37 protein-coding genes are annotated in these 26,407 nt (G+C 68.3%); 35 read left to right on the top strand and 2 right to left on the bottom strand.

The features are described 5' to 3' along the window. Window positions 1–141: 141 nt before the first annotated feature. The gene (tuf, locus tag ACIRQY_RS06015; RefSeq protein WP_351793001.1) at window positions 142–1,335 is read left to right on the top strand and encodes an elongation factor Tu; all 1,194 of its coding nucleotides are present in this window, start codon (window positions 142–144) and stop codon (window positions 1,333–1,335) included. Between the two features lie 306 nt (window positions 1,336–1,641). Here the strand turns inward: tuf and ACIRQY_RS06010 are convergent, their stop codons facing one another. Further along, complete coding sequence (locus tag ACIRQY_RS06010; RefSeq protein ID WP_403922620.1) at window positions 1,642–3,618, bottom strand: PIG-L family deacetylase; 1,977 nt, start codon at window positions 3,616–3,618, stop codon at window positions 1,642–1,644. Window positions 3,619–4,380: 762 nt separating this feature from the next. Here ACIRQY_RS06010 and rpsJ point away from each other — a divergent pair. The 31 genes from rpsJ (at window position 4,381) to truA (ending at window position 22,220) form a co-directional block, all read left to right on the top strand. Next, entirely contained in the window at window positions 4,381–4,689 is a 309-nt protein-coding gene (rpsJ, locus tag ACIRQY_RS06005) for a 30S ribosomal protein S10 (RefSeq protein ID WP_003948644.1), read from the top strand. An 11-nt stretch (window positions 4,690–4,700) separates the two neighbouring features. Beyond that, complete coding sequence (gene rplC / locus ACIRQY_RS06000) at window positions 4,701–5,345, top strand: 50S ribosomal protein L3 (RefSeq protein WP_148005762.1); 645 nt, start codon at window positions 4,701–4,703, stop codon at window positions 5,343–5,345. Between the two features lie 7 nt (window positions 5,346–5,352). Then, window positions 5,353–6,003 (top strand): 50S ribosomal protein L4, encoded by a 651-nt coding sequence (rplD, locus tag ACIRQY_RS05995; RefSeq protein ID WP_351793007.1) that lies wholly within the window; start codon window positions 5,353–5,355, stop codon window positions 6,001–6,003. Beyond that, window positions 6,003–6,326, top strand: coding sequence for a 50S ribosomal protein L23 (gene rplW, locus ACIRQY_RS05990; RefSeq protein ID WP_015035575.1), 324 nt, complete (start codon window positions 6,003–6,005; stop codon window positions 6,324–6,326). Before rplD ends, rplW begins: the two co-directional genes overlap by 1 nt. A gap of 40 nt (window positions 6,327–6,366) precedes the next feature. Then, window positions 6,367–7,203 (top strand): 50S ribosomal protein L2, encoded by an 837-nt coding sequence (rplB, locus tag ACIRQY_RS05985; protein WP_030318653.1) that lies wholly within the window; start codon window positions 6,367–6,369, stop codon window positions 7,201–7,203. A gap of 12 nt (window positions 7,204–7,215) precedes the next feature. After that, window positions 7,216–7,497 (top strand): 30S ribosomal protein S19, encoded by a 282-nt coding sequence (rpsS, locus tag ACIRQY_RS05980; protein WP_024755409.1) that lies wholly within the window; start codon window positions 7,216–7,218, stop codon window positions 7,495–7,497. A gap of 42 nt (window positions 7,498–7,539) precedes the next feature. After that, window positions 7,540–7,887, top strand: coding sequence for a 50S ribosomal protein L22 (gene rplV / locus ACIRQY_RS05975; protein WP_004571827.1), 348 nt, complete (start codon window positions 7,540–7,542; stop codon window positions 7,885–7,887). Next, a complete protein-coding gene (gene rpsC / locus ACIRQY_RS05970; RefSeq protein ID WP_033201982.1) occupies window positions 7,887–8,735 on the top strand; it encodes a 30S ribosomal protein S3 in 849 nt (282 codons plus the stop codon). Before rplV ends, rpsC begins: the two co-directional genes overlap by 1 nt. Window positions 8,736–8,740: 5 nt before the next feature. Further along, a complete protein-coding gene (gene rplP / locus ACIRQY_RS05965) occupies window positions 8,741–9,160 on the top strand; it encodes a 50S ribosomal protein L16 (RefSeq protein ID WP_017239579.1) in 420 nt (139 codons plus the stop codon). Further along, window positions 9,160–9,384, top strand: a complete 225-nt coding sequence (gene rpmC / locus ACIRQY_RS05960; RefSeq protein WP_056552388.1) for a 50S ribosomal protein L29 — start codon at window positions 9,160–9,162, stop codon at window positions 9,382–9,384. The genes rplP and rpmC overlap by 1 nt, the downstream gene beginning before the upstream one ends. Further along, window positions 9,384–9,665, top strand: a complete 282-nt coding sequence (gene rpsQ, locus ACIRQY_RS05955; RefSeq protein ID WP_030208995.1) for a 30S ribosomal protein S17 — start codon at window positions 9,384–9,386, stop codon at window positions 9,663–9,665. The genes rpmC and rpsQ overlap by 1 nt, the downstream gene beginning before the upstream one ends. A gap of 99 nt (window positions 9,666–9,764) precedes the next feature. Beyond that, entirely contained in the window at window positions 9,765–10,133 is a 369-nt protein-coding gene (rplN, locus tag ACIRQY_RS05950; protein ID WP_003956455.1) for a 50S ribosomal protein L14, read from the top strand. Between the two features lie 2 nt (window positions 10,134–10,135). Beyond that, window positions 10,136–10,447, top strand: coding sequence for a 50S ribosomal protein L24 (rplX, locus tag ACIRQY_RS05945; RefSeq protein ID WP_015035583.1), 312 nt, complete (start codon window positions 10,136–10,138; stop codon window positions 10,445–10,447). Then, a complete protein-coding gene (gene rplE, locus ACIRQY_RS05940; protein ID WP_351793114.1) occupies window positions 10,444–11,001 on the top strand; it encodes a 50S ribosomal protein L5 in 558 nt (185 codons plus the stop codon). Before rplX ends, rplE begins: the two co-directional genes overlap by 4 nt. A 5-nt stretch (window positions 11,002–11,006) precedes the next feature. Beyond that, window positions 11,007–11,192, top strand: a complete 186-nt coding sequence (locus ACIRQY_RS05935) for a type Z 30S ribosomal protein S14 (RefSeq protein ID WP_003948630.1) — start codon at window positions 11,007–11,009, stop codon at window positions 11,190–11,192. A 219-nt stretch (window positions 11,193–11,411) separates the two neighbouring features. Beyond that, window positions 11,412–11,810 carry a 30S ribosomal protein S8 gene (rpsH, locus tag ACIRQY_RS05930; protein ID WP_158989430.1) on the top strand — a complete coding sequence of 133 codons (399 nt, stop codon included), beginning with the start codon at window positions 11,412–11,414 and terminating at the stop codon, window positions 11,808–11,810. Window positions 11,811–11,831: 21 nt separating this feature from the next. Continuing rightward, window positions 11,832–12,371: a 50S ribosomal protein L6 gene (rplF, locus tag ACIRQY_RS05925; protein WP_351793013.1), complete on the top strand. Its 540-nt coding sequence runs from the start codon at window positions 11,832–11,834 to the stop codon at window positions 12,369–12,371. Window positions 12,372–12,374: 3 nt separating this feature from the next. Next, window positions 12,375–12,758 (top strand): 50S ribosomal protein L18, encoded by a 384-nt coding sequence (rplR, locus tag ACIRQY_RS05920; protein ID WP_351793016.1) that lies wholly within the window; start codon window positions 12,375–12,377, stop codon window positions 12,756–12,758. 46 nt (window positions 12,759–12,804) lie between these two features. Beyond that, window positions 12,805–13,407: a 30S ribosomal protein S5 gene (gene rpsE, locus ACIRQY_RS05915; protein ID WP_351793019.1), complete on the top strand. Its 603-nt coding sequence runs from the start codon at window positions 12,805–12,807 to the stop codon at window positions 13,405–13,407. Continuing rightward, window positions 13,407–13,589, top strand: a complete 183-nt coding sequence (gene rpmD, locus ACIRQY_RS05910) for a 50S ribosomal protein L30 (protein ID WP_351793022.1) — start codon at window positions 13,407–13,409, stop codon at window positions 13,587–13,589. Before rpsE ends, rpmD begins: the two co-directional genes overlap by 1 nt. A 1-nt stretch (window position 13,590) precedes the next feature. After that, a complete protein-coding gene (rplO, locus tag ACIRQY_RS05905) occupies window positions 13,591–14,046 on the top strand; it encodes a 50S ribosomal protein L15 (protein ID WP_351793025.1) in 456 nt (151 codons plus the stop codon). Between the two features lie 826 nt (window positions 14,047–14,872). Then, window positions 14,873–16,192: a preprotein translocase subunit SecY gene (gene secY / locus ACIRQY_RS05900; RefSeq protein WP_351793027.1), complete on the top strand. Its 1,320-nt coding sequence runs from the start codon at window positions 14,873–14,875 to the stop codon at window positions 16,190–16,192. Beyond that, window positions 16,192–16,839, top strand: coding sequence for an adenylate kinase (locus ACIRQY_RS05895; RefSeq protein ID WP_351793030.1), 648 nt, complete (start codon window positions 16,192–16,194; stop codon window positions 16,837–16,839). Before secY ends, ACIRQY_RS05895 begins: the two co-directional genes overlap by 1 nt. 95 nt (window positions 16,840–16,934) lie before the next feature. Then, window positions 16,935–17,786, top strand: coding sequence for a type I methionyl aminopeptidase (map, locus tag ACIRQY_RS05890; protein ID WP_351793033.1), 852 nt, complete (start codon window positions 16,935–16,937; stop codon window positions 17,784–17,786). Between the two features lie 192 nt (window positions 17,787–17,978). Continuing rightward, window positions 17,979–18,200, top strand: a complete 222-nt coding sequence (gene infA / locus ACIRQY_RS05885; RefSeq protein WP_003956442.1) for a translation initiation factor IF-1 — start codon at window positions 17,979–17,981, stop codon at window positions 18,198–18,200. A 61-nt stretch (window positions 18,201–18,261) separates the two neighbouring features. After that, entirely contained in the window at window positions 18,262–18,375 is a 114-nt protein-coding gene (rpmJ, locus tag ACIRQY_RS05880; protein ID WP_003956441.1) for a 50S ribosomal protein L36, read from the top strand. A gap of 205 nt (window positions 18,376–18,580) precedes the next feature. After that, window positions 18,581–18,961, top strand: a complete 381-nt coding sequence (rpsM, locus tag ACIRQY_RS05875) for a 30S ribosomal protein S13 (RefSeq protein WP_266895455.1) — start codon at window positions 18,581–18,583, stop codon at window positions 18,959–18,961. 66 nt (window positions 18,962–19,027) lie between these two features. Continuing rightward, window positions 19,028–19,432, top strand: a complete 405-nt coding sequence (gene rpsK / locus ACIRQY_RS05870; protein ID WP_003956432.1) for a 30S ribosomal protein S11 — start codon at window positions 19,028–19,030, stop codon at window positions 19,430–19,432. Window positions 19,433–19,615: 183 nt separating this feature from the next. Next, complete coding sequence (locus tag ACIRQY_RS05865) at window positions 19,616–20,638, top strand: DNA-directed RNA polymerase subunit alpha (protein WP_351793037.1); 1,023 nt, start codon at window positions 19,616–19,618, stop codon at window positions 20,636–20,638. Between the two features lie 180 nt (window positions 20,639–20,818). Beyond that, a complete protein-coding gene (rplQ, locus tag ACIRQY_RS05860; RefSeq protein ID WP_351793040.1) occupies window positions 20,819–21,286 on the top strand; it encodes a 50S ribosomal protein L17 in 468 nt (155 codons plus the stop codon). A gap of 79 nt (window positions 21,287–21,365) precedes the next feature. After that, window positions 21,366–22,220, top strand: a complete 855-nt coding sequence (truA, locus tag ACIRQY_RS05855) for a tRNA pseudouridine(38-40) synthase TruA (RefSeq protein WP_351793043.1) — start codon at window positions 21,366–21,368, stop codon at window positions 22,218–22,220. 28 nt (window positions 22,221–22,248) lie between these two features. On the opposite strand, the gene ACIRQY_RS05850 is transcribed toward truA, so the two are convergent. After that, window positions 22,249–23,253 (bottom strand): hypothetical protein, encoded by a 1,005-nt coding sequence (locus ACIRQY_RS05850; RefSeq protein WP_403922619.1) that lies wholly within the window; start codon window positions 23,251–23,253, stop codon window positions 22,249–22,251. 56 nt (window positions 23,254–23,309) lie between these two features. Here ACIRQY_RS05850 and ACIRQY_RS05845 point away from each other — a divergent pair, with 56 nt between their 5' ends. The 3 genes from ACIRQY_RS05845 to rpsI all read left to right on the top strand — a co-directional run bounded on the left by ACIRQY_RS05845 (window position 23,310) and on the right by rpsI (window position 26,291). Continuing rightward, window positions 23,310–24,932: an ABC-F family ATP-binding cassette domain-containing protein gene (locus ACIRQY_RS05845; RefSeq protein WP_403922618.1), complete on the top strand. Its 1,623-nt coding sequence runs from the start codon at window positions 23,310–23,312 to the stop codon at window positions 24,930–24,932. A 360-nt stretch (window positions 24,933–25,292) separates the two neighbouring features. Further along, window positions 25,293–25,736 (top strand): 50S ribosomal protein L13, encoded by a 444-nt coding sequence (gene rplM, locus ACIRQY_RS05840; RefSeq protein ID WP_327163733.1) that lies wholly within the window; start codon window positions 25,293–25,295, stop codon window positions 25,734–25,736. 42 nt (window positions 25,737–25,778) lie between these two features. Beyond that, window positions 25,779–26,291, top strand: a complete 513-nt coding sequence (gene rpsI / locus ACIRQY_RS05835; protein WP_015035601.1) for a 30S ribosomal protein S9 — start codon at window positions 25,779–25,781, stop codon at window positions 26,289–26,291. The last annotated feature ends 116 nt before the right edge of the window (window positions 26,292–26,407 follow it).

Raw genomic sequence — 26,407 nt, 5'->3', positions numbered from 1 at the left:
TACACGCTTTAGGCTTGACACCAGTCGTCGGGGCTCGGCCCCCGGAACCCGAGGAACGGGCCCCGGCGACTGGCATCCCAGCAAAGATCACCTGGCGCCGATGAGTAAGGCGTACCAGAACCACTCCGCAGGAGGACCCCAGTGGCGAAGGCAAAGTTCGAGCGGACTAAGCCGCACGTCAACATCGGCACCATCGGTCACATCGACCACGGTAAGACGACCCTCACGGCCGCCATTACCAAGGTGCTGCACGACGCGTACCCGGACCTGAACGAGGCCTCGGCCTTCGACCAGATCGACAAGGCTCCCGAGGAGCGCCAGCGCGGTATCACGATCTCGATCGCGCACGTCGAGTACCAGACCGAGTCGCGTCACTACGCCCACGTCGACTGCCCCGGTCACGCGGACTACATCAAGAACATGATCACGGGTGCCGCGCAGATGGACGGCGCCATCCTCGTGGTCGCCGCCACCGACGGCCCGATGCCGCAGACCAAGGAGCACGTGCTCCTGGCCCGCCAGGTCGGCGTTCCGTACATCGTCGTCGCCCTGAACAAGGCCGACATGGTGGACGACGAGGAGATCCTGGAGCTCGTCGAGCTCGAGGTTCGTGAGCTCCTCTCCGAGTACGAGTTCCCGGGCGACGACCTTCCGGTCGTCCGCGTCTCGGCGCTCAAGGCGCTCGAGGGCGACAAGGAGTGGGCCGAGAAGCTCCTCGGTCTGATGAAGGCCGTCGACGAGGCCATCCCGCAGCCCGAGCGTGACGTCGACAAGCCGTTCCTGATGCCGATCGAGGACGTCTTCACGATCACCGGTCGTGGCACCGTCGTCACCGGTCGTATCGAGCGCGGTATCCTCAAGGTCAACGAGACCGTCGACATCATCGGCATCAAGACCGAGAAGACCACCACCACGGTCACCGGTATCGAGATGTTCCGCAAGCTGCTCGACGAGGGCCAGGCCGGTGAGAACGTCGGTCTGCTCCTCCGTGGCATCAAGCGCGAGGACGTCGAGCGCGGCCAGGTCATCATCAAGCCGGGTTCGGTCACGCCGCACACCAGCTTCGAGGCCCAGTCGTACATCCTGTCGAAGGACGAGGGTGGCCGTCACACCCCGTTCTTCAACAACTACCGCCCGCAGTTCTACTTCCGTACCACGGACGTGACCGGCGTCGTGACCCTCCCCGAGGGCACCGAGATGGTCATGCCGGGCGACAACACCGCCATGAGCGTTGAGCTGATCCAGCCCATCGCCATGGAGGAGGGCCTCAAGTTCGCCATCCGTGAGGGTGGCCGGACCGTCGGCGCCGGCCAGGTCGTCAAGATCAACGCCTGATCTTGAACTGACCTGGTGGCTCGCAGGAGCCGCTGAGCAGTAGGGAAGGGCCCCGCACCGAAAGGTGCGGGGCCCTTTCGCATGCCCGGGGGAGGGGAGGGGGCCGAGGTGCGTACGGGATCTCGCGGGGGAGCCCTGTGCGGGATCTTGAGGAAGAGCCCTGTGCGTGGGGTCTCCGGAGTCCCGGACGAGCCCTTTTACGGGATCCCAGGGGAGCCGGGCGTGTCTGTACGGGATCCTCCCGGGGAGGGGTGGCCCGTACGGGTTCCCCAGGTGGGCGGGGTGGCCCGCTCCGGGAGAACCCTGTCAGGGCCGCCAGCTCCAGGGTCGGCAGTCTGGGCCGAGGCCCACCACGACCGGTCCCCCGGCGTCCAGGTGCAGGGCGGGGACCTCCACCGAGGGCCCTCCCGTACGGGTCCGCAGGGCGCCCCCGGCGCGTAGCCGCACCCTGCCGTCCTCGCCGGTGCCGAGCAGCACCGTGCCCAGGGCCGCCGAGTGGGCGACGGACACCTCCCCGAAGCCGTCGAGGCCGCTGTCGCCCGCCGGGCCCAGCAGCGCGGCGGCGGCCGGGGGCCGGTAGTACAGCTCCCCTCCGGCCGACGCCACCGTTGAGCCCGACACCGGCAGCCGCTCCGGCCGTACCGCCCCGTCCACCCAGTGCCGTACGGACTCCGGTCCCGCCGCGTACACGTGCACCCGGCCCGCGCCGTCGACGGAGACCGCCGGACGGTCCTGGACCGGACCCGCCCACGGCAGCGCCCGCCACGACCCCCAGGGGCCGTCCGCCGCCCGCACCCGGGACGAGAGGCCCCGCTCCGCGTCCCGCACGAAGAGGTGCACCCGCCCGTCGGGGGCCGTCACCGCCACCGGGGCGCCGACCCGGCGCCCCCGGTCGTCCTCCCGCTCCGGGTTCCCGAGTCCCCGCCAGGCCAGGAACGGGCCGCCGGGGGAGCGCTGCTCCAGGAGCACCAGCTCCCGCCGGTTCGCCCCGCCGTGCCCGTCGAGCGCGGAGAACCGCACCCCGAACAGCAGCAGCCGCCCGTCGGCCGTGACCGCCGATCCCAGCGCGGGCGCCAGCGGGCCGCCGCCCAGGTCCTCCGGCTCGCCCCAGACGCCGGGCGCCGACTCGCGCCAGCGGACCGCGCGCAGCCCCAGGACCCCGTACGCGGCGAGCCGCCCGCCCGGTTCCGTCACGGGCACGGGCCCCGCGCCCGGCCAGCGGTGGTGCGTGGAGCGGACCCAGCCCTTGCGGCTGGTGAGCGGACGGTCGCCCCCGACGCCGTAGTCGCCGCACCCGGAGGGGTTCCCGCAGTGCCAGTCGGGGTCGCCCCCGTAGGGGACGAGCCGCGCGGCCTTCTCCCGGAGCGTGCGCGGCGGCAGGTTCTTGGGCCAGTGCCGGTTGTAGTAGCCCCGGAACGCGCTCGTCGTGAACGCCGGGACCGGACCGCCGTCCCGGACCGCGTCCGTGACCCAGCGGGCGAGCGCCGCCCAGGTGAAGGAGGCGGCCGCCGTGTGGTCCCCGTGGTCCGCGTACCCCGGCTGCTCGGAGTCCCGCTTCCGGGTCGCCTCGTCGCTGAGCTGGATGTCCGGATCGGGGTCCAGGGTGTGCACCACCGTCGGCCGGTAGCGGCGCAGCAGCCCGGCGAGGACCTCGACCAGCCGGTCGTAGTCGTAGGTGTCCGAACGGGTCAGCGGTGAACCGGCCGGCAGACGGGTCGGCAGTTCCAGGGCCCGGTCGCCCCAGAGCGCGGGCAGCGCCATGTAGCGGCGGGTGGTGTGCATCGGCAGGTTGAGGAAGACCAGCTCGACCCGGCGGGTGCCGTGGACGAGGGTATCGACCTCCGCGCGGCGCCCGCCGGACAGCCCGAGGACCTCGCGCCGCCAGGGGGTGAACACCGGCAGCCCGAGCGCCACCGCGTACGACTGCCGCAGCCCCTGCTGGCGCGCGGCGGAGTAGGCGGCGCGGTCCGGGGGAGCCTCGGGCATCCCCGCGATCCGGTTCCTGCCGGTGTGCTCCCCGGCCGTCACGTACACCGTGACCAGCGGGACCCCGGCGTCGAGCAGCCGCCGCGCGTCGGGGTTCATGAAGTACAGGTCGTCGTCCGGGTGCGCGGCGAACTGCATGAGCAGCGCCCGGCGCGCCCGGGCGGAGGCGATCGGCCTGCCGGGCGCCGGGTCGGCCGTCGGCGCGGTCCTGCGCGGCTCGGGCACGGAGCACCCGGCGGCGACCGGGAGGACCGCGAGAGCGGCGAGAAGCGTCCGGCGACGGGGGGCTGGGGTCACGTGGGCGGTCCGTCCCTCGGTTCGGCGGTCCTCTGCAAGACGGATATCCGGTCCCGGGGGTTGTGTACGCACCGGCGCACGGTCGCGGAGACCGCCCGGGCGGAGAATTCCTCCGGAAGGACGGCCGGGGGGGGGGAGTCCGAGGCGGCCGCGGACCGCCCAGAGGACCTCGCCTGGGCTCCGTACTACGGGACGAGCCCAGCGGACGGGCCCCGTAAGGGACGAGCCCGGGGCGGGTGCCGTGCCGCCGGGAATCGCGGGGCCCGGGCGCCGGGGGCGGTCCGGGGAGTCTCGGGGACGGGCCCGCAGGGGCAGGGCCGACAGGGTCCGGAGCGGGCCGCCGCACGCGCCCCGGCGCATGTCCCTACGTGACGTGGGGTACAGTCTTCCACCCCGATTGGCGGCCGGACGGCCCCGTATGGCAAACTGTCGGGGTTGCTCGGTTGAGTGCCGATGCTGCGCGCCTCCCGTCGGGAGGACCGGAAGCGAGTCCCACAGTACTCGTCGTCCCTTTTCAGGGGCGGACGTACGGGAATCTTCTGGGAAGCGTCAGCGGGGTGCAGGCCAGGCACCCGGTGGGTGTTCCACCCCCGGCCTGCGGTCACGGTGACCGCGCCCCCTTGGTTGGGAAGTCCTCAGGGACTTCTGCGTAGAGGGAGCGCGACACGCCCGACCGCGTGGGTCGGAGGAGGGACAGCACTTCCCAGGAAGTGCGGCCCTTCGGGTTCCAGAGCGTTACGAGACAAAGGACTACTAGTAGCCATGGCGGGACAGAAGATCCGCATCCGGCTCAAGGCCTACGACCACGAGGTCATCGACTCCTCGGCGAAGAAGATCGTCGAGACGGTGACCCGCACTGGTGCGTCGGTCGCGGGCCCGGTGCCGCTGCCCACTGAGAAGAACGTGTACTGCGTCATCAAGTCGCCGCACAAGTACAAGGACTCGCGCGAGCACTTCGAGATGCGCACGCACAAGCGCCTCATCGACATCCTCGACCCCACGCCGAAGACGGTTGACTCGCTCATGCGTCTCGACCTCCCGGCGGGCGTCGACATCGAGATCAAGCTCTGAGGGCGCGCGAGATGGCTAAGAACATCAAGGGCATCCTGGGCGAGAAGCTCGGCATGACGCAGGTCTGGGACGAGAACAACCGGATCGTTCCGGTGACCGTCGTCAAGGCCGGCCCCAATGTCGTGACCCAGGTCCGTACGAACGACGTCGACGGCTACGAGTCGGTCCAGATCGCCTTCGGCGAGATCGACCCTCGCAAGGTGAACAAGCCCCTCAAGGGTCACTTCGCCAAGGCCGACGTCACCCCGCGCCGCCACCTGGTGGAGCTCCGCACCGCTGACGCCTCCGAGTACACGCTCGGCCAGGAGATCACCGCCGAGCTCTTCGAGGCCGGCGTGAAGGTCGACGTCACCGGTAAGAGCAAGGGCAAGGGCTTCGCCGGTGTCATGAAGCGCCACAACTTCCGTGGTGGCAAGGCTTCGCACGGTGCCCACCGCGTGCACCGCAAGCCCGGTTCGATCGGTGGCTGCGCCACCCCGGGCCGTGTCTTCAAGGGCATGAAGATGGCCGGTCGCATGGGCAACGAGCGTGTGACCACCCAGAACCTGACCGTCCACGCCGTTGACGCCGAGAAGGGTCTGCTGCTCATCAAGGGCGCCGTCCCCGGCCCCAACGGTGGCCTCGTCCTGGTCCGCACCGCGGCCAAGGGGGTTTGAGGAACCGATGAGCACCATTGACATCCTTTCGCCGGCAGGCGACAAGACCGGGACCGTCGAGCTCCCCGAGGAGATCTTCGGCGCCAAGGTCAGCGTTCCGCTGATCCACCAGGTCGTCGTCGCGCAGCTGGCAGCGGCCCGTCAGGGCACGCACAAGACCAAGCGCCGTGGCGAAGTCCGTGGTGGTGGCCGCAAGCCTTACCGCCAGAAGGGCACCGGCCGCGCCCGTCAGGGTTCGACCCGCGCTCCGCAGTTCGTCGGCGGTGGCGTCGTCCACGGCCCGCAGCCGCGTGACTACTCGCAGCGGACCCCGAAGAAGATGAAGGCCGCCGCCCTCCGCGGTGCCCTCTCGGACCGGGCCACCCACTCCCGCATCCACGTCGTGACCGGCGTGGTCGAGGGCGGGGTCTCCACCAAGGCCGTCAAGACGCTGCTCGGCAAGATCTCGGAGCGCAAGAACCTGCTCCTGGTCGTCGAGCGCTCCGACGAGGCCGCGTGGCTGTCCGCTCGTAACCTGCCCCAGGTGCACATCCTGGAGCCGGGCCAGCTCAACACGTACGACGTGATCGTCTCCGACGACGTGGTCTTCACCAAGGCCGCCCTCGAGTCCTTCGTGTCTGGCCCCCAGACCGCTGAGACCGAAGGGAGCGACGCCTGATGACTGAGGCCGTCGTCACCAGCAAGACCTTCTCGGACCCGCGCGACATCCTGATCAAGCCGGTCGTCTCCGAGAAGAGCTACGCCCTGCTGGACGAGAACAAGTACACGTTCATCGTCGCGCCTGGCTCCAACAAGACCCAGATCAAGCAGGCCGTCGAGGCGGTCTTCTCGGTCAAGGTCACCGGGGTCAACACGATCAACCGCCAGGGCAAGCGCAAGCGCACCAAGGCCGGTTTCGGTAAGCGCAAGGACACCAAGCGCGCCATCGTGACCCTTGCCGAGGGCAACCGTATCGACATCTTCGGCGGTCCGACCGCCTAACGGCGGTCTGGATCGTCCGGAATCGGACGAGGACTGAGAAATGGGAATCCGCAAGTACAAGCCGACTACGCCGGGCCGCCGTGGCTCCTCCGTAGCCGACTTCGTCGAGATCACGCGGTCCACGCCGGAGAAGTCGCTGGTCCGCCCCCTGCACAGCAAGGGCGGCCGTAACAACACCGGTCGGATCACGGTTCGACACCAGGGTGGCGGCCACAAGCGCGCCTACCGGGTGATCGACTTCCGTCGTCACGACAAGGACGGCGTGCCGGCGAAGGTCGCTCACATCGAGTACGACCCCAACCGCACCGCGCGCATCGCGCTGCTCCACTACGTGGACGGCGAGAAGCGCTACATCATCGCCCCCAAGGGTCTGACGCAGGGTGACCGCGTCGAGAACGGCCCCGGCGCTGACATCAAGCCCGGCAACAACCTGGCGCTCCGCAACATCCCGGTCGGTACCACGATCCACGCGATCGAGCTCCGTCCCGGTGGCGGCGCCAAGTTCGCGCGCTCCGCTGGTGCCTCCGTGCAGCTGCTGGCGAAGGAGGGCACGATGGCCCACCTTCGTATGCCGTCCGGTGAGATCCGTCTCGTCGACGCCCGCTGCCGCGCCACCATCGGCGAGGTCGGCAACGCCGAGCAGTCGAACATCAACTGGGGCAAGGCCGGCCGTAAGCGTTGGCTGGGCGTTCGCCCGACCGTCCGCGGTGTGGCGATGAACCCGGTGGACCACCCGCACGGTGGTGGTGAGGGTAAGACCTCCGGTGGTCGTCACCCGGTCTCCCCGTGGGGTCAGAAGGAGGGTCGTACTCGCTCGCCGAAGAAGGCTTCGAGCAAGTACATCGTCCGCCGCCGCAAGACGAACAAGAAGCGCTAGGAGCGGGTTTAGATGCCGCGCAGTCTCAAGAAGGGACCCTTCGTCGACGGACACCTCGTAAAGAAGGTGGACGTACAGAACGAAGCCGGTACCAAGAACGTCATCAAGACCTGGTCCCGTCGCTCGATGATCATCCCGGCCATGCTCGGCCACACGATCGCGGTGCACAACGGCAAGACCCACATTCCGGTGTTTGTCACCGAGTCGATGGTCGGCCACAAGCTCGGCGAGTTCTCGCCGACGCGCACCTTCCGGGGTCACGTGAAGGACGACCGGAAGTCGAAGCGCCGCTAGTAGCGGGGTGGAATGACCATGACAGACACTGGAAGGACAACCATGGAAGCCAGGGCCCAGGCGCGGTACATCCGCGTCACGCCCATGAAGGCCCGCCGAGTGGTGGACCTTATCCGTGGCATGGACGCCACGGAGGCTCAGGCGGTCCTGCGTTTCGCCCCGCAGGCCGCGAGCGTGCCGGTTGGCAAGGTGCTTGACAGCGCCATTGCCAACGCCGCGCACAACTACGACCACACCGACGCCTCTTCGCTGGTCATCAGCGAGGCGTACGTGGATGAGGGCCCGACCCTGAAGCGGTTCCGTCCGCGTGCTCAGGGCCGTGCCTACCGGATCCGTAAGCGGACCAGCCACATCACCGTGGTCGTCAGCAGCAAGGAAGGAACCCGGTAATGGGCCAGAAGGTTAACCCGCATGGGTTCCGGCTCGGCATCACCACGGACTTCAAGTCCCGTTGGTACGCCGACAAGCTGTACAAGGACTACGTCAAGGAAGACGTCGCCATCCGTCGGATGATGACGTCCGGCATGGAGCGCGCCGGCATCTCGAAGGTTGAGATCGAGCGCACCCGTGACCGCGTGCGGGTGGACATCCACACCGCGCGTCCCGGCATCGTCATCGGCCGCCGTGGCGCCGAGGCCGACCGCATCCGCGGCGACCTCGAGAAGCTCACGGGCAAGCAGGTCCAGCTGAACATCCTCGAGGTCAAGAACCCCGAGATGGACGCTCAGCTGGTCGCCCAGGCCGTTGCCGAGCAGCTCTCCTCCCGCGTCTCCTTCCGTCGTGCCATGCGCAAGAGCATGCAGGGCACGATGAAGGCCGGCGCCAAGGGCATCAAGATCCAGTGCGGCGGTCGTCTCGGCGGCGCCGAGATGTCCCGCTCGGAGTTCTACCGCGAGGGCCGTGTGCCCCTGCACACCCTCCGCGCGAACGTCGACTACGGCTTCTTCGAGGCCAAGACCACCTTCGGCCGCATCGGCGTGAAGGTCTGGATCTACAAGGGCGACGTCAAGAACATCGCCGAGGTCCGCGCCGAGAACGCTGCTGCCCGTGCGGGTAACCGCCCGGCCCGTGGCGCCGGCGCTGGCGACCGTCCCGCCGGCCGTGGTGGCCGTGGTGGCGAGCGTGGCGGCCGCGGCCGCAAGCCGCAGCAGCAGTCCGCGCCGGCTGCCGAGGCCCCCAAGGCCGAGGCTCCCGCCGCCGCTGCCGCTCCGGCTGAGAGCACCGGAACGGAGGCCTGACCGACATGCTGATCCCCCGTAGGGTCAAGCACCGCAAGCAGCACCACCCGAAGCGCTCCGGCGCCAGCAAGGGTGGTACGCAGGTTGCGTTCGGCGAGTACGGCATTCAGGCCCTCACGCCGGCTTACGTGACCAACCGCCAGATCGAGGCGGCTCGTATCGCGATGACCCGCCACATCAAGCGTGGCGGCAAGGTCTGGATCAACATCTACCCGGACCGCCCGCTGACGAAGAAGCCTGCCGAGACCCGCATGGGTTCCGGTAAGGGTTCTCCGGAGTGGTGGATCGCGAACGTCAAGCCGGGTCGGGTGATGTTCGAACTGTCCTACCCGAACGAGAAGATCGCGCGCGAGGCCCTGACCCGTGCGGCCCACAAGCTGCCGATGAAGTGCAAGATCGTGAAGCGCGAAGCAGGTGAGCTGTGATGTCGGCCGGTACCAAGGCGTCCGAGCTGCGCGAGCTGGGCAACGAGGAGCTTCTCAACAAGCTCCGCGAGGCCAAGGAAGAGCTGTTCAACCTCCGCTTCCAGGCGGCGACGGGCCAGCTCGAGAACCACGGTCGGCTCAAGTCCGTCCGTAAGGACATCGCCCGGATCTACACCCTGATGCGCGAGCGCGAGCTGGGCATCGAGACGGTGGAGAACGTCTGATGAGCGAGAGCAACGTGACTGAGAAGACCGAGCGCAACGCTCGCAAGGTCCGCGAGGGCCTGGTCGTCAGCGACAAGATGGACAAGACCGTCGTCGTCGCTGTCGAGGACCGCGTCAAGCACGCGCTGTACGGCAAGGTCATCCGCCGTACGAACAAGCTCAAGGCTCACGACGAGCAGAACGCCGCCGGCATCGGTGACCGCGTCCTCCTGATGGAGACGCGCAAGCTGTCCGCCACGAAGCACTGGCGCGTCGTCGAGATCCTCGAGAAGGCCAAGTAATTCTTGAAGGGGTAACCCTTCGAGTTCGTTCCGCCAGGCTCGGCAGGGGCTTCCACGGAAGCCCCTGCCGGGAACCGGCAGACAAATCAGGAGATAGACGTGATCCAGCAGGAGTCGCGACTGCGTGTCGCCGACAACACTGGTGCCAAGGAGATCCTTTGCATCCGTGTTCTCGGTGGCTCGGGTCGCCGCTACGCGGGCATCGGTGACGTCATCGTCGCCACCGTCAAGGACGCGATCCCCGGTGGCAACGTGAAGAAGGGTGACGTCGTCAAGGCGGTCATCGTTCGCACCGTCAAGGAGCGCCGCCGCCAGGACGGCTCGTACATCCGCTTCGACGAGAACGCCGCTGTCATTCTCAAGAACGACGGCGACCCTCGTGGCACCCGTATCTTCGGCCCGGTGGGCCGTGAGCTGCGCGAGAAGAAGTTCATGAAGATCATCTCGCTCGCGCCGGAGGTGCTGTAAGCATGAAGATCAAGAAGGGCGACCTGGTCCAGGTCATCACCGGTAAGGACAAGGGCAAGCAGGGCAAGGTCATCACGGCCTTCCCCCGTGAGAACCGCGTCCTGGTCGAGGGTGTCAACCGGGTCAAGAAGCACACCAAGGCCGGCCCGTCGCAGGCCGGTGGCATCGTCACGACCGAGGCTCCGGTCCACGTCTCCAACGTCCAGCTGGTCGTGGAGAAGGACGGCAAGAAGGTCGTCACGCGTGTCGGTTACCGCTTCGACGACGAGGGCAACAAGATCCGCGTTGCCAAGCGGACGGGTGAGGACATCTGATGGCTACCACCACTCCGCGTCTCAAGACGAAGTACCGCGAGGAGATCGCGGGCAAGCTGCGTGAAGAGTTCTCCTACGAGAACGTCATGCAGATCCCCGGCCTCGTGAAGATCGTGGTGAACATGGGTGTCGGCGACGCCGCCCGTGACTCGAAGCTCATGGACGGTGCCGTCCGTGACCTGACCACCATCACCGGTCAGAAGCCGGCCGTCACCAAGGCCCGCAAGTCCATCGCGCAGTTCAAGCTGCGCGAAGGTCAGCCGATCGGTGCGCACGTCACCCTCCGTGGCGACCGCATGTGGGAGTTCCTGGACCGCACCCTGTCGCTCGCGCTTCCGCGCATCCGCGACTTCCGTGGTCTGTCCCCCAAGCAGTTCGACGGGCGTGGCAACTACACCTTCGGTCTCACGGAGCAGGTCATGTTCCACGAGATCGACCAGGACAAGATCGACCGTGTCCGGGGTATGGACATCACCGTGGTGACCACGGCGACCAACGACGACGAGGGCCGTGCCCTTCTGCGTCACCTCGGCTTCCCGTTCAAGGAGGCGTAAGCGAGATGGCGAAGAAGGCTCTCATCGCGAAGGCTGCCCGCAAGCCCAAGTTCGGCGTGCGCGGCTACACGCGCTGCCAGCGCTGTGGTCGTCCCCACTCCGTGTACCGCAAGTTCGGCCTGTGCCGCGTGTGCCTTCGTGAGATGGCTCACCGTGGCGAGCTGCCGGGCGTGACCAAGAGCTCCTGGTAAGCACCTCGCCCTTCGGGGCGTAGGGCTTCCTGGATCTCTCGGTAAGCACTGGGTTGGCGGATGCCCATCCCCTCATGGCTTAGGCTAGTGGGGTTGGGCGTCCGCCGCCCGTACGACTTACTACGCCGTAGGTCCCCGCGCCGCACCCGTCCCGCCCCTGTGTGGGGAGAGGGATGGCGCATACAGGAAACCCCGGCGAGAGAGGCCGAAGGCCAATTCATGACCATGACTGATCCGATCGCGGACATGCTGACTCGTCTGCGTAACGCGAACTCGGCATACCACGACTCCGTGTCGATGCCGCACAGCAAGATCAAGTCTCACATCGCGGAAATCCTCCAGCAGGAGGGCTTCATCACGGGCTGGAAGGTCGAGGACGCCGAGGTCGGCAAGAACCTCGTCCTCGAGCTCAAGTTCGGTCCGAACCGTGAGCGCTCCATCGCGGGCATCAAGCGGATCTCGAAGCCCGGTCTCCGGGTTTACGCGAAGTCCACCAACCTGCCGAAGGTTCTCGGCGGCCTGGGCGTGGCGATCATCTCCACGTCCCACGGTCTCCTGACCGGCCAGCAGGCAGGCAAGAAGGGCGTAGGTGGGGAAGTCCTCGCCTACGTCTGGTAGTCGGGAACGGAGGAATAGCTAATGTCGCGTATTGGCAAGCTGCCTATCCAGGTTCCCGCCGGCGTGGACGTCACCATCGATGGCCGCACGGTCACGGTCAAGGGTTCCAAGGGCACCCTGAGCCACACCGTCGCCGCGCCGATCGAGATCGTTAAGGGTGAGGACGGCGTTCTCAACGTCTCCCGTCCGAACGACGAGCGTCAGAACAAGGCCCTTCACGGCCTGTCCCGCACGCTGGTGGCCAACATGATCACCGGTGTGACCCAGGGTTACGTGAAGGCGCTCGAGATCAGCGGTGTCGGTTACCGCGTCGCCGCGAAGGGCTCCAACCTGGAGTTCCAGCTCGGCTACAGCCACCCGATCCTGGTCGAGGCGCCCGAGGGCATCTCGTTCAAGGTCGAGTCGCCGACCAAGTTCTCGGTCGAGGGCATCGACAAGCAGAAGGTCGGCGAGGTTGCGGCGAACATCCGCAAGCTGCGCAAGCCCGACCCGTACAAGGCCAAGGGCGTCAAGTACGCCGGCGAGGTCATCCGCCGCAAGGTCGGAAAGGCTGGTAAGTAAGCCATGGCATACGGTGTGAAGATCGCCAAGGGCGACGCTTACAAGCGTGCCGCCAAGGCTCGCCGCCACATCCGCATCCGCAAGAACGTGTCGGGTACGGCGGAGCGTCCGCGCCTCGTCGTGACGCGTTCGAACCGCGGTATCACCGCTCAGGTCATCGACGACCTCAAGGGTCACACCCTGGCGTCGGCGTCGAACCTGGACGCGTCGATCCGTGGTGGCGAGGGCGACAAGTCCGCGCAGGCCAAGCAGGTCGGCGCCCTGGTCGCCGAGCGCGCCAAGGCCGCCGGTGTCGAGACCGTCGTGTTCGACCGTGGTGGCAACAGGTACGCCGGGCGCATTGCCGCTCTGGCTGACGCCGCCCGCGAAGCCGGGCTGAAGTTCTAAGCCCCGGTTCCGGGACTAACGGACGTAACAGAGAGAGGTAAATCCAATGGCTGGACCCCAGCGCCGCGGAAGCGGTGCCGGTGGCGGCGAGCGGCGGGACCGGAAGGGCCGCGACGGTGGCCCTGCCGCCGAGAAGACCGCGTACGTTGAGCGCGTTGTCGCGATCAACCGCGTCGCCAAGGTTGTCAAGGGTGGTCGCCGCTTCAGCTTCACCGCGCTGGTCGTGGTGGGCGACGGTGACGGCACCGTAGGTGTCGGTTACGGCAAGGCCAAGGAAGTTCCCGCGGCCATCGCCAAGGGTGTCGAGGAAGCCAAGAAGAACTTCTTCAAGGTTCCGCGCATCCAGGGCACCATCCCTCACCCGATCACGGGCGAGCGTGCCGCGGGCGTCGTGCTCCTGAAGCCGGCTTCCCCCGGTACCGGTGTTATCGCCGGTGGCCCGGTGCGCGCCGTTCTGGAGTGCGCCGGCGTTCACGACATCCTGTCGAAGTCGCTCGGTTCTTCCAACGCGATCAACATCGTGCACGCGACCGTGGAGGCCCTCAAGGGCCTGCAGCGTCCCGAGGAGATCGCGGCTCGCCGTGGTCTGCCCCTCGAGGACGTCGCCCCCGCGGCTCTCCTTCGTGCACGTGCCGGGGCGGGTGCGTAATGGCTCGCCTCAAGGTCACGCAGAAGAAGTCGTACATCGGCAGCAAGCAGAACCACCGCGACACCCTGCGCTCGCTCGGCCTCAAGAAGGTCAACGACGTGGTTGTCAAGGAGGACCGCCCCGAGTTCCGCGGAATGGTGCACACCGTCCGCCACCTCGTGACGGTCGAGGAGGTTGACTGACATGGCGGAGAACAGCCCGCTGAAGGCCCACAACCTCCGTCCCGCCCCCGGTGCCAAGACCGCGAAGACCCGTGTCGGTCGTGGTGAGGCGTCGAAGGGTAAGACGGCCGGTCGTGGTACGAAGGGTACGAAGGCCCGCTACCAGGTTCCGCAGCGCTTCGAGGGCGGGCAGATGCCCCTCCACATGCGCCTGCCGAAGCTGAAGGGCTTCAAGAACCCCTTCCGCACCGAGTACCAGGTCGTGAACCTGGACAAGCTCACCGCACTCTACCCGCAGGGTGGAGAGGTCACGGTGGCCGATCTGGTCGCCAAGGGTGCGGTTCGCAAGAACCAGCTCGTCAAGGTGCTCGGCACCGGCGAGGTCTCCGTGGCGCTGCAGGTGACGGTCGACGCCGTCTCCGGCTCCGCCAAGGAGAAGATCGCCGCCGCCGGCGGCAGCGTCACCGAGCTCGTCTGAGTCTCGGCCCGACAGCACTGAGAAGCCCGGCCGGTTCCCCCTCGGGGAGCCGGCCGGGCTTCTCGGCGTCCGGGGGCGGATCACGGGGCCTTCCCGCCCCGCCCGGGAACCGGATCAGGCCGGAGGAGGACGCGCCCGCGCGCCTGGAGACAGCTCCGGGGCGGCTCCCGGCCCACGCCGGGCGGTGACACGTACGCGGGCGGTGACGGAGCGGTGACCGCGCTGCCCGGGGCCGGAGGGGCACGGCCGGGCCATCGGCGGGCGGGCCTCTTCGTACCGCGGGGGGCGGGTCCTGACCGTGCGGCGCGCGGGGCCGGTCCGGGTCGCTCGCGGGGACGGGTCAGAGGCGCGCTCGCGGGGCGGGTCGGCGGGCGTGGTCACCGGGCCCGCGTCAGGCGATCGAGCCTGACGTTCCGTGCGTCGGAGACCGAGGCTCCGGTGGCGGTCCACCGATGGCCGCACCACCGGAACCTGACTTCTTTGCGTGCGTTTCCCTCTGAACATGCCGGGATCCGACTGTTCCATCCGGTCGGTCCCGAACTGCGGAAACGGTCCTTCAGCTCGGAGGGGAGCCGCTTCGGGAGGGCTCTCCGGCCGGGCGGGGGCCCGGCCGGGGTCGTCCGCCGGACACCCGGAGGGCCCTCGCCCGGGGATAGGGGCCCGGCGTCGCCCTGAGACGTTTCCCGCTGGCTGTAGGGGCGGGTATGGTAGCGCCTGATAGCTTCCCCGGCAGTCTGCGCTCTGGTGCACGACTGCCGTGTTCTGTAATTGCTCCCATACAAACCGTCACCCTCACGCGCGTAACGCGGGGGTCGCAGGAGGCACCGTGCTCACCGCGTTCGCCCAGGCGTTCAAGACGCCCGACCTGCGCAAGAAGCTGCTCTTCACGCTCGCCATCATCGTGCTGTACCGCTTCGGGGCCCACATCCCGGTCCCCGGTGTCAGCTACGAGGCCGTCCAGCAGTGTGTCAAGCAGGCCAGTGAAGGCAACAACAGCCTGTTCGGCCTGGTCAACATGTTCAGTGGCGGCGCGCTGCTGCAGATCACCATCTTCGCGCTCGGCATCATGCCGTACATCACGGCGAGCATCATCCTGCAGCTGCTCACCGTCGTGATCCCGCGTCTGGAAGCCCTCAAGAAGGAGGGACAGTCCGGCACGGCCAAGATCACGCAGTACACCCGCTACCTGACGGTGGCCCTCGCGGTGCTGCAGGGCACGGGTCTCGTCGCCACCGCCAAGAGCGGTGCCCTCTTCAGCGGCTGCAACGTGGCCGACCAGGTCGTGCCCGACCCGTCGATCTTCACCATCGCCACCATGGTCCTCACGATGACCGCGGGTACCTGTGTCGTCATGTGGCTCGGTGAGCTGATCACCGACCGCGGCATCGGCAACGGCATGTCGATCCTGATGTTCATCTCGATCGCCGCCGGCTTCCCGGGCGCCCTGTGGAAGATCAAGGTCGAGGGCAACCTGGCCGACGGCTGGATCGAGTTCGGCACCGTGATCATCGTCGGCTTCGTGATGGTGGCCCTGGTGGTCTTCGTCGAGCAGGCCCAGCGGCGCATCCCGGTCCAGTACGCGAAGCGCATGATCGGCCGTCGTTCGTACGGTGGTACGTCCACGTACATCCCGCTGAAGGTGAACCAGGCGGGTGTGATTCCCGTCATCTTCGCCTCGTCGCTGCTCTACATCCCGGCCCTGGTCGCTCAGTTCTCGAGCTCCACCGCCGGATGGAAGACCTGGATCGAAGCCCACTTCGTCAAGGGTGACCACCCCTACTACATCGCCACCTACTTCCTCCTGATCGTGTTCTTCGCCTTCTTCTACGTGGCGATCTCGTTCAACCCCGAGGAAGTCGCGGACAACATGAAGAAGTATGGTGGCTTCATCCCGGGTATCCGGGCCGGTCGACCCACTGCCGAGTACCTGAGCTACGTACTCAACCGGATCACGTGGCCGGGCTCGCTGTACCTGGGTCTGATCGCTCTTGTGCCGACGATGGCGTTGGCAGGCTTCGGCGGCGCCAACGCCAACTTCCCCTTCGGCGGGACGAGCATCCTGATCATCGTGGGTGTGGGGCTGGAGACCGTGAAGCAGATCGAGAGCCAGCTTCAGCAGCGCAATTACGAAGGGTTCCTCCGCTGATGCGAATCGTCCTCGTCGGACCGCCCGGGGCCGGTAAGGGAACGCAGGCCGCGTACCTTGCCAAGAACCTGGACATCCCGCACATCTCCACCGGTGACCTGTTCCGTGCCAACATCTCGCAGGGCACGGAGCTGGGTGTGGAGGCGCAGTCGTACATGAAGGCCGGCCAGCTGGTGCCGGACTCCGTGACGATCGGGATGGCCAAGGACCGTATGGAGCAGCCGGACGCCGTGGGTGGCTTCCTGCTCGACGGGTTCCCGCGCAACGTGGCCCAGGCCGAGGCCCTGGACGAGACCCTCAAGGAGGGTCACGTACAGCTGGACGCGGTCCTGGACCTGGAGGTCCCCGAGGACGAGGTCGTGAAGCGGATCGCGGGTCGCCGCATCTGCCGCAACGACTCCTCGCACGTGTTCCACGTGACGTACCAGGCTCCGGCCGTCGAGGGCGTCTGCGACGTCTGCGGCGGGGAGCTGTACCAGCGCGACGACGACACGGAGGAGACCGTGCGCCGCCGCCTGGAGGTCTACCACACGGAGACCGAGCCGATCATCGACTACTACCGGGCGCAGGGCCTGGTCGTGACGATCTCGGCGCTCGGCAAGGTGGACGAGGTCACCGCCAAGGCGATGGCCGCGATCAAGAAGTAACCACGGTTCGTCCGATACGGCCGCGGTGCCCCTGGGGGCGCCGCGGCCGTATCGTTGTTCCGATACCCGTTTCCCGACGAAAGGCCGCGGCCACGATGGTGCAGATCAAGACCCCCGAGCAGATCGCGAAGATGCGTGAGGCGGGCCTTGTCGTCGCCGCCATCCACGCGGCGACCCGTGACGCGGCCGTGCCGGGCGCGACCACGCGGGACCTGGACGAGGTCGCGCGGAAGGTGATCGCCGAGCACGGTTCGAAGTCGAACTTCCTCGGGTACGGCGGGTTCCCCGCGACGATCTGCACCTCGGTGAACGAGGTCGTCGTCCACGGCATCCCCGACGAGAAGACCGTCCTGAAGGACGGCGACATCATCTCCATCGACGCGGGCGCGATCGTGGACGGCTGGCACGGTGACGCGGCCTACACCGCGTTCGTGGGCACCGGCCACGCGCCGGAGCTGGTCGAGCTCTCCCGGGTCACGGAGGAGTCGATGTGGGCCGGGATCGCGGCGATGCGGCTCGGCAACCGGCTGGTGGACATCTCGAAGGCGATCGAGACCTACATCAAGCGGCAGCCCCGCCCGCCGGTCGGCGACCACAGCCTCGGCCGGTACGGGATCATCGAGGACTACGGCGGCCACGGCATCGGCACCGAGATGCACATGGACCCGCACCTCCTGAACTACGTCTCCCGCAAGCGCGGCAAGGGCCCGAAGCTGGTGCCCGGCCTCTGCCTGGCGATCGAGCCGATGGTCTCGCTCGGCACCCCGGCGACCGAGGTCCTGAAGGACGACTGGACCGTCATCACCACCGACGGCACCTGGTCCTCGCACTGGGAGCACTCGGTGGCGCTCACCGAGGAGGGCCCGCTGGTCCTCACCGCGGTCGACGGCGGCAAGGCGAAGCTGGCGGAGCTGGGCGTGACGGCGGCGCCGGACCCGCTCGCGTAGAGACGTAGGGACATGGAGAAGGTTCCGGGTTCTCGGCGTGGTCCCTTGCGTAAGGATCTCCTCGCATGGGCAGACTTCCCGATTCGTCTTTTCCAGGGGCCTGACGTAGACTGATGCGTCGGCTCTCGTGTACCCGTGTGTCCGCATACGGCGGCGAGAGTCGATCAAGGTAGCCGATTCGAAAGGCGAAGCGTGGCCAAGAAGCAAGGTGCCATCGAAATCGAGGGCACCGTGATCGAGTCTCTCCCGAACGCCATGTTCAAGGTGGAGCTCCAGAACGGTCACAAGGTCCTCGCGCACATCTCCGGCAAGATGCGGATGCACTACATCCGAATCCTTCCGGACGACCGGGTCGTGGTGGAGCTCTCTCCCTACGACCTGACGCGTGGCCGGATCGTCTACCGGTACAAGTAGATCTTGCCCGCACCCCGCTTCGGCGCGGGTGGTGGCACTGACCCGGAGAACCTCACATCCCATGAAGGTCAAGCCGAGCGTCAAGAAGATCTGCGACAAGTGCAAGGTGATCCGCCGTCACGGCCGGGTCATGGTCATCTGCGACAACCTGCGCCACAAGCAGCGCCAGGGCTGACGCACGCCGACCGACCTGCATTTCGCAGTTCTTCGCGCGACGCATAGCAGTACGTACATACGCAGAGCCCGTCGGGCCGTGTCCCACGGTTGACGACACCTCCGGTGGGGGCCGGGGACCCGGACGTACCACGCCCTGAAATCTCGGGGCGTCGGCGGTCGGGAGTGGTTCTGCGACAGACCCCCGAGAACACAGGAGCCATTGAATGGCACGCGTTTCCGGTGTTGACATCCCGCGCGAAAAGCGTGTGGTGGTCGCACTCACCTACGTCTTCGGTATCGGGCGCACCCGGTCCGAGGAGATTCTCGTCGCTACCGGCGTGAACCCGTCCACCCGTGTCCGCGACCTTGCCGAGGAAGACCTCGTCAAGATCCGCGAGTACGTGGACGCCAACCTCCAGACCGAGGGTGACCTCCGCCGCGAGATCGCCGCCGACATCCGCCGCAAGGTCGAGATCGGCTGCTACCAGGGTCTGCGCCACCGTCGTGGCCTGCCCGTCCGCGGTCAGCGCACCAGCACGAACGCTCGTACCCGCAAGGGCCCGCGTCGCGCCATCGCCGGCAAGAAGAAGCCGGGCAAGAAGTAGTCCTCAGCGGACGCTCGACCAAGCGGTCTTCGCTGTAGGACCGACCACCTCCCGTAGGAGTAAGAGATGCCCCCCAAGGGTCGTCAGGGCGCTGCCAAGAAGGTGCGCCGCAAGGAAAAGAAGAACGTCGCTCACGGGCACGCCCACATCAAGAGCACGTTCAACAACACCATCGTCTCGATCACGGACCCCTCGGGCAACGTGATCTCGTGGGCCTCCGCCGGCCACGTCGGCTTCAAGGGTTCGCGCAAGTCGACCCCGTTCGCCGCGCAGATGGCCGCCGAGTCGGCCGCCCGCCGCGCGCAGGAGCACGGCATGCGCAAGGTCGACGTCTTCGTCAAGGGTCCGGGCTCCGGCCGCGAGACCGCGATCCGCTCCCTCCAGGCCACCGGCCTCGAGGTCGGTTCGATCCAGGACGTCACCCCCACGCCGCACAACGGCTGCCGTCCGCCCAAGCGCCGCCGCGTCTGACCCGGTCGGCGCGGCTCCCCGTGCGAACGGGGACGCACCGCGCCACCGCGTCCGACACGCGGGCTGTTTGAGCAGGACTTCGGGCGGTACAGCTCTTCCGGCCGTGCCGCCCGTACCCTTGCAGTACGCAGTTCTCCGTAGGGCGTCAAATAGTGGGCGTCCACGACTGAAGGAATCACAGACATGCTGATCGCTCAGCGTCCCTCGCTGACCGAAGAGGTCGTCGACGAGTTCCGCTCCCGGTTCGTGATCGAGCCGCTGGAGCCGGGCTTCGGCTACACCCTCGGCAACTCCCTCCGCCGTACCCTCCTGTCGTCGATCCCCGGTGCCGCTGTCACCAGCATCCGCGTCGACGGTGTCCTGCACGAGTTCACCACCGTGCCGGGCGTCAAGGAGGATGTGACCGACATCATCCTCAACATCAAGCAGCTGGTCGTCTCCTCGGAGCACGACGAGCCGGTCGTGATGTACCTGCGCAAGCAGGGTCCGGGTCTGGTCACCGCCGCCGACATCGCGCCCCCGGCCGGTGTCGAGGTGCACAACCCCGACCTCGTCCTCGCCACGCTCAACGGCAAGGGCAAGCTGGAGATGGAGCTGACCGTCGAGCGCGGTCGCGGCTACGTCTCCGCCGTGCAGAACAAGCAGGCGGGCCAGGAGATCGGCCGCATCCCGGTCGACTCGATCTACTCGCCGGTGCTCAAGGTCACGTACAAGGTCGAGGCGACCCGTGTCGAGCAGCGCACCGACTTCGACAAGCTGATCGTCGACGTCGAGACCAAGCAGGCCATGCGCCCGCGCGACGCCATGGCGTCCGCCGGCAAGACCCTGGTCGAGCTGTTCGGTCTGGCGCGCGAGCTCAACATCGACGCCGAGGGCATCGACATGGGCCCGTCCCCGACGGACGCCGCCCTGGCCGCCGATCTCGCGCTGCCGATCGAGGAGCTCGAGCTCACCGTTCGTTCGTACAACTGCCTCAAGCGCGAGGGCATCCACTCCGTGGGTGAGCTCGTGGCGCGTTCCGAGGCCGACCTGCTCGACATCCGCAACTTCGGTGCGAAGTCGATCGACGAGGTCAAGGCGAAGCTGGCCGGCATGGGCCTGGCCCTCAAGGACAGCCCGCCCGGATTCGACCCGACCGCCGCCGCCGACGCCTTCGGCGCCGACGACGACGCGGACGCGGGCTTCGTCGAGACCGAGCAGTACTGAGAGCTCGGACCTCACGGTCCGTACCCGGGTGCGGGTGCGCTGTGCTCGACCGCGCAGCTCCCCGTGCCCCCTCCGGGCCCGCCCCTCCGGGGCGCGTCCGGATCTCCGACAGGCGACCGCCTGCTCGGATACTGACCCCGGTACCTCATACGGCCGGGGCAGACACCTAGGAGAATCATCATGCCGCGTCCCGCGAAGGGTGCCCGCCTCGGCGGTTCCGCCGCTCACGAGAAGCTGCTGCTCGCCAACCTGGCGAAGTCGCTCTTCGAGCACGGTCGCATCACCACGACCGAGGCCAAGGCCCGCCGCCTGCGTCCGGTCGCCGAGCGACTGATCACCAAGGCGAAGAAGGGCGACATCCACAACCGTCGCCTGGTGCTGCAGACGATCACCGACAAGGGCATCGTCCACACGCTCTTCACCGAGATCGCGCCGCGCTACTCCGAGCGCCCGGGTGGCTACACCCGTATCACCAAGGTCGGCAACCGTCGTGGCGACAACGCCCCGATGGCCGTGATCGAGCTGGTCGAGGGCGAGATCGCCAAGAAGGCGACCGTCGACGAGGCCGAGGCCGCCACCAAGCGCGCCGTCAAGGAGGCCGACGAGGCCGCCACGACCGAGGCCGCTGAGGAGTCGAAGGACGCGTAAGCGTTCCGACTGTTCTCGTGTGCGGGCCCGTACCCCCTGGGGTGCGGGCCCGCACCCGTGTCTCTGAGAGGATCTTCGCGTGAGCGATGAGGTGCAGGACGGGTTCGTACGGGTGCGGCTTGACCTGTCGTACGACGGCAGGGACTTCTCCGGCTGGGCCAAGCAGGCGCAGGGGCGGCGGACGGTGCAGGGCGACATCGAGGACGCCCTGCGGACCGTGACCCGCGCCAAGGAGACGTACGAGCTGACCGTGGCCGGCCGGACCGACTCCGGGGTGCACGCGCGCGGGCAGGTCGCCCATGTCGACCTTCCCGTCGAGGTGTGGGCCGAGCACCGGGACAAGCTGCTCAGGCGGCTCGCCGGGCGGCTCTCCCACGACGTCAGGATCTGGTCCCTCACCGAGGCCCCCAGTGGGTTCAACGCGCGGTTCTCCGCGATCTGGCGCCGCTACGCCTACCGCGTCACCGACGACCCGGGCGGGGTGGACCCGCTGCTCCGCGGACACGTCCTGTGGCACGACTGGGCCCTCGACATGGACGCCATGAACGAGGCCGCCGCCGCGCTCGTCGGCGAGCACGACTTCGCCGCCTACTGCAAGCGCCGAGAGGGCGCCACCACCATCCGCACCCTGCAGGAGCTGCGCTGGGAGCGGCGGGCCGACGGGATCCTGGAAGCCACCGTGAAGGCCGACGCCTTCTGCCACAACATGGTCCGCTCGCTGGTCGGCGCCCTGCTGTTCGTCGGCGACGGGCACCGGCCGGCCGACTGGCCCGGCAAGGTCCTCGCGGCCGGTGTCCGGGACTCGGCCGTGCACGTCGTACGCCCCCACGGGCTCACCCTCGAAGAGGTCGGTTACCCGGCGGACGACCTGCTGGCCGCCCGCAACCGGGAGGCCCGCAACAAGCGCACCCTGCCCGGCGCGGGCTGCTGCTGAACACGGGGACGGCCCCGGCCTGAGCGCCCTAAGGGGCCGGGGTGCGGGCCGCCGCGCGGGCCTGGGCGCGGCCGTGGGCGTAGATCTGGTTGAAGGCGAAGGTGCCGAGGTCGTCGCTGGCCAGGAAGACCGGTTTGTGGGCGGTCGTGACCTTCTTGCCGTCGGTGAATCCGGCCTGGGTGAAGTAGGCGTAGCGGCCGATCGCGTTCGCCCGGCGGAGGCAGACCGTGCCGTGGCAGAAGTCGCCGACGCCCGCGCCCGCCAGGGGGGCGATGCCGCCCTTGGCCTGGTTCTTCACCTTGAGGGCCGCGGCCTCGGAGGGCATGACGGCCACGCCGACGGTGATCGCCACCCCGTCCTTGACGTAGGTGGCCCGCAGCACCCGCCGGCAGCCGTTGGCTTCGAGGAGGGCGCCGAGGGTGCCCTGGGTGACGGCCGCGCAGTCGGTCGTGGCGGCGGTCGCGCCCTTCTTGTACGGGCGCTTGTCCATGGTCAGCTTCTTGCCCGGGAAGAGGCCCTCGGCGGTCAGCGGGGCCGTGTCCTTCTTCGGGTCGGAGATGTAGTCCTTCGGGTTCGGCGGGGGCGGCGGCGCCACCGAGGAGAAGGTCGGCTCGGGAGTGGGGGAGCCGGTGGGGGCGGCCGTGCCGGTCGGGCCCCCGGCGTTCCCGGCCCCGTCGTTCTTCTTGCCGGTGGCGACCACGGCGGTCGCCACGATCGCGCCGACGGCCAGCGCGGCGACCGCGCCGCCGCCGATCACCAGCCAGCGCCTGCGCCGGTCACGGGAGGCGGAGGCGTCGGCGAGGGCGCCCCAGTCGGGGGTCCCGGGCCCGCCGCCCAGGGCGCCGGGGAAGGGCTCGGGGGCCTGTCCGTGGCCCTGCTGCCCGTACGGCCCCGGCGGGGGCTGTCCGGGGCCGGGCTGCCCGCCGTACCCCGGCTGCTGCCCGTACCCCGGCTGTCCCTGCGGCTGCTGCCCGTACCCCTGACCCTGCCCCTGCGGCGGCTCCTGTGGCCACTGCGGTCCCCCAAAGCTCATGCCGCGCATCCTAAACCGGTTGGGCCGGGGCGGGGCGGGCGGCGACAATGCACCTCATGGGACATGTCGAGGCCGCGCATCTGGAGTACTACCTTCCCGACGGGAGGGTCCTGCTCGGGGACGCCTCCTTCCGGGTGGGCGAGGGGGCCGTCGTCGCCCTGGTCGGGGCCAACGGCGCCGGGAAGACCACCCTGCTGAGGCTGATCGCCGGGGATCTCCAGCCGCACGGCGGTTCCGTCAAGGTCAGCGGCGGGCTCGGTGTGATGCCGCAGTTCGTGGGCTCCGTACGGGACGAGTCCACCGTCCGTGACCTGCTGGTCTCGGTGGCGCACCCGCGCATCCGGGAGGCCGCGGCGGCCGTGGACGAGGCCGAGCACCTGATCATGACGGTCGACGACGAGGCCGCGCAGATGAAGTACGCGCAGGCCCTTTCGGACTGGGCCGAGGTGCAGGGGTACGAGGCCGAGACCCTCTGGGACATCTGCACCATGGCCGCGCTGGGGATGCCGTACGAGAAGGCGCAGTTCCGGCAGGTCAGGACCTTGTCCGGCGGTGAGCAGAAGCGGCTGGTCCTGGAGTCGCTGCTGCGCGGCTCCGACGAGGTGCTGCTCCTGGACGAGCCGGACAACTATCTGGACGTGCCCGGCAAGCGGTGGCTGGAGGAGCGGCTGCGGGAGACCCGTAAGACCGTCCTGTTCATCTCGCACGACCGGGAGCTGCTCTCCCGGGGCGCGCAGAAGATCATCGCGGTGGAGCCGGGGCCCGCGGGCTCGGACGTGTGGGTGCACGGCGGTGGCTTCGACACCTTCCACGAGGCGCGGCGGGAGCGGTTCGCGCGCTTCGAGGAGCTGAAGCGGCGCTGGGAGGAGAAGCACGCCCAGCTGAAGAAGCTTGTCGTCACCCTCCGGCAGGCGGCGGCGATCAGCCATGAGCTGGCCTCGCGGTACGCGGCGGCGCAGACGCGGCTGCGGAAGTTCGAGGAGGCAGGGCCGCCGCCCGAGCCGCCGCGGGAGCAGGACATCCGGATGCGGCTGCGCGGCGGCCGTACCGGCGTACGTGCGGTGACCTGCGAGAACCTTGAGCTGACGGGGCTGATGAAGCCCTTCTCCCTGGAGGTCTTCTACGGGGAGCGGGTCGCCGTCCTTGGCTCGAACGGCTCGGGCAAGTCGCACTTCCTGCGGCTGCTGGCCGGGGACCCTTCGGTCGCGCACACGGGCGACTGGAAGCTGGGGGCGCGGGTCGTCCCCGGGCACTTCGCCCAGACCCACGCGCATCCGGAGCTGACCGGGCGCCCGCTGGTGGACATCCTGTGGACGGAGCACGCCAAGGACCGGGGCGGGGCGATGTCCATGCTGCGCCGGTACGAGCTGGAGCGGCAGGGCGACCAGTCGTTCGACAAGCTGTCGGGCGGGCAGCAGGCCCGGTTCCAGATCCTGCTCCTGGAGCTGGCGGGGACGACGGCGCTGCTGCTCGACGAGCCGACGGACAACCTGGACCTGGAGTCGGCGGAAGCACTCCAGGACGGTCTGGAGGCGTACGAGGGCACGGTCCTCGCGGTCACCCACGACCGCTGGTTCGCCAAGTCGTTCGACCGGTACCTGGTCTTCGGCTCGGACGGTGTGGTGCGGGAGACCACGGAGCCGGTGTGGGACGAGCGGCGGGTGGAGCGGGCACGCTAGGGCGCGTTTCGGAAGGCCGGAAGGAGCGCGGAGCGCCGTCTGCCCGGAGGGCGGGCCGGGCGGCGCCGGGCAGGCGGGACTCCTGAAACCCGCCTGGCCGGGCGTCGCCGGGCGGCCGGGATTCCCGAAACCCGCCCCGGGGCCCGGCGCGTTTTGACCCTTCCGGGGTGGCGCGGGTAGTGTTGCGGTTTGTTATGCGTATTGGCTTCGTCGTTCTCGTACGAAACGCCCTTACGCAGGTTCCCTGGAGCAGTTACCAGTGGCTCGCATACGGGCGGTGTCCCGGCAGTGCAGGCCCAAGCTGCATGATCGCTTCAGGTGTGTCTGGACTCCATCCACTGAAGAAGCGAAGGCTACGAAGTGCGTACGTACAGCCCCAAGCCCGGCGATGTCACTCGCCAGTGGCACATCATCGACGCGCAGGACATCGTCCTGGGCCGTCTGGCGACCACGGCTGCGAACCTCCTCCGAGGCAAGCACAAGCCGATCTACGCCCCCCACATGGACATGGGCGACTTCGTCATCATCATCAATGCTGACAAGGTCCACCTCTCGGGCAACAAGAAGACCCAGAAGCTGGCGTACCGCCACTCCGGCTTCCCGGGTGGTCTGCGCTCCGTCCGTTACGACGAGCTGCTGTCCAAGAACCCCGAGAAGGCCGTCGAGAAGGCCATCAAGGGCATGATCCCCAAGAACACCCTGGGCCGTCAGATGATCTCGAAGCTGAAGGTCTACGCGGGTGAGAACCACCCGCACGCTGCGCAGCAGCCGGTCCCGTTCGAGATCACCCAGGTCGCGCAGTAGTTCCGGCCACCCCCTAAGAACGAAAGAAATCTGAGGAGCATCGTGGCCGAGACCACCCCCGAGACCCCCGTCGACGAGTTCGAGGGCGTTGAGGAGTACACCACCGAGACCGAGCTCGTCGAGGGTGAGTACACCTCCGAGTCGCTCGCGTCCCGCTTCGGCGACCCGCAGCCGGCCGCCGGCCTGGGCCGTCGCAAGAACGCCATCGCCCGCGTCCGGATCGTTCCGGGCACCGGCAAGTGGAAGATCAACGGTCGCACCCTTGAGGACTACTTCCCCAACAAGGTGCACCAGCAGGAAGTCAACGAGCCCTTCAAGGTGCTCGAGCTCGACAACCGCTACGACGTCATCGCCCGCATCGCGGGTGGCGGTGTCTCCGGTCAGGCCGGCGCCCTGCGTCTCGGCGTGGCCCGTGCGCTGAACGAGGCGGACGTCGAGAACAACCGCCCGGCGCTGAAGAAGGCCGGCTTCCTCTCCCGCGACGACCGTGCGGTCGAGCGCAAGAAGGCCGGTCTCAAGAAGGCCCGTAAGGCCCCGCAGTACAGCAAGCGCTAATCGCCTGCTCGGTCTGCATCTCGTACGCCCCGGCGGCACTGTCCGTGCCGTCGGGGCGTACGTTTTTTTCACCATCTCTCGCATCCAGCTCGGGCACGTACTTTCGGAGGACAGCT

Source organism: Streptomyces sp. NPDC101490 (assembly GCF_044767145.1).
In the GTDB taxonomy this organism is placed as follows: Bacteria; Actinomycetota; Actinomycetes; order Streptomycetales; family Streptomycetaceae; genus Streptomyces.
This window is presented reverse-complemented; position numbering and strand designations above follow the sequence as displayed.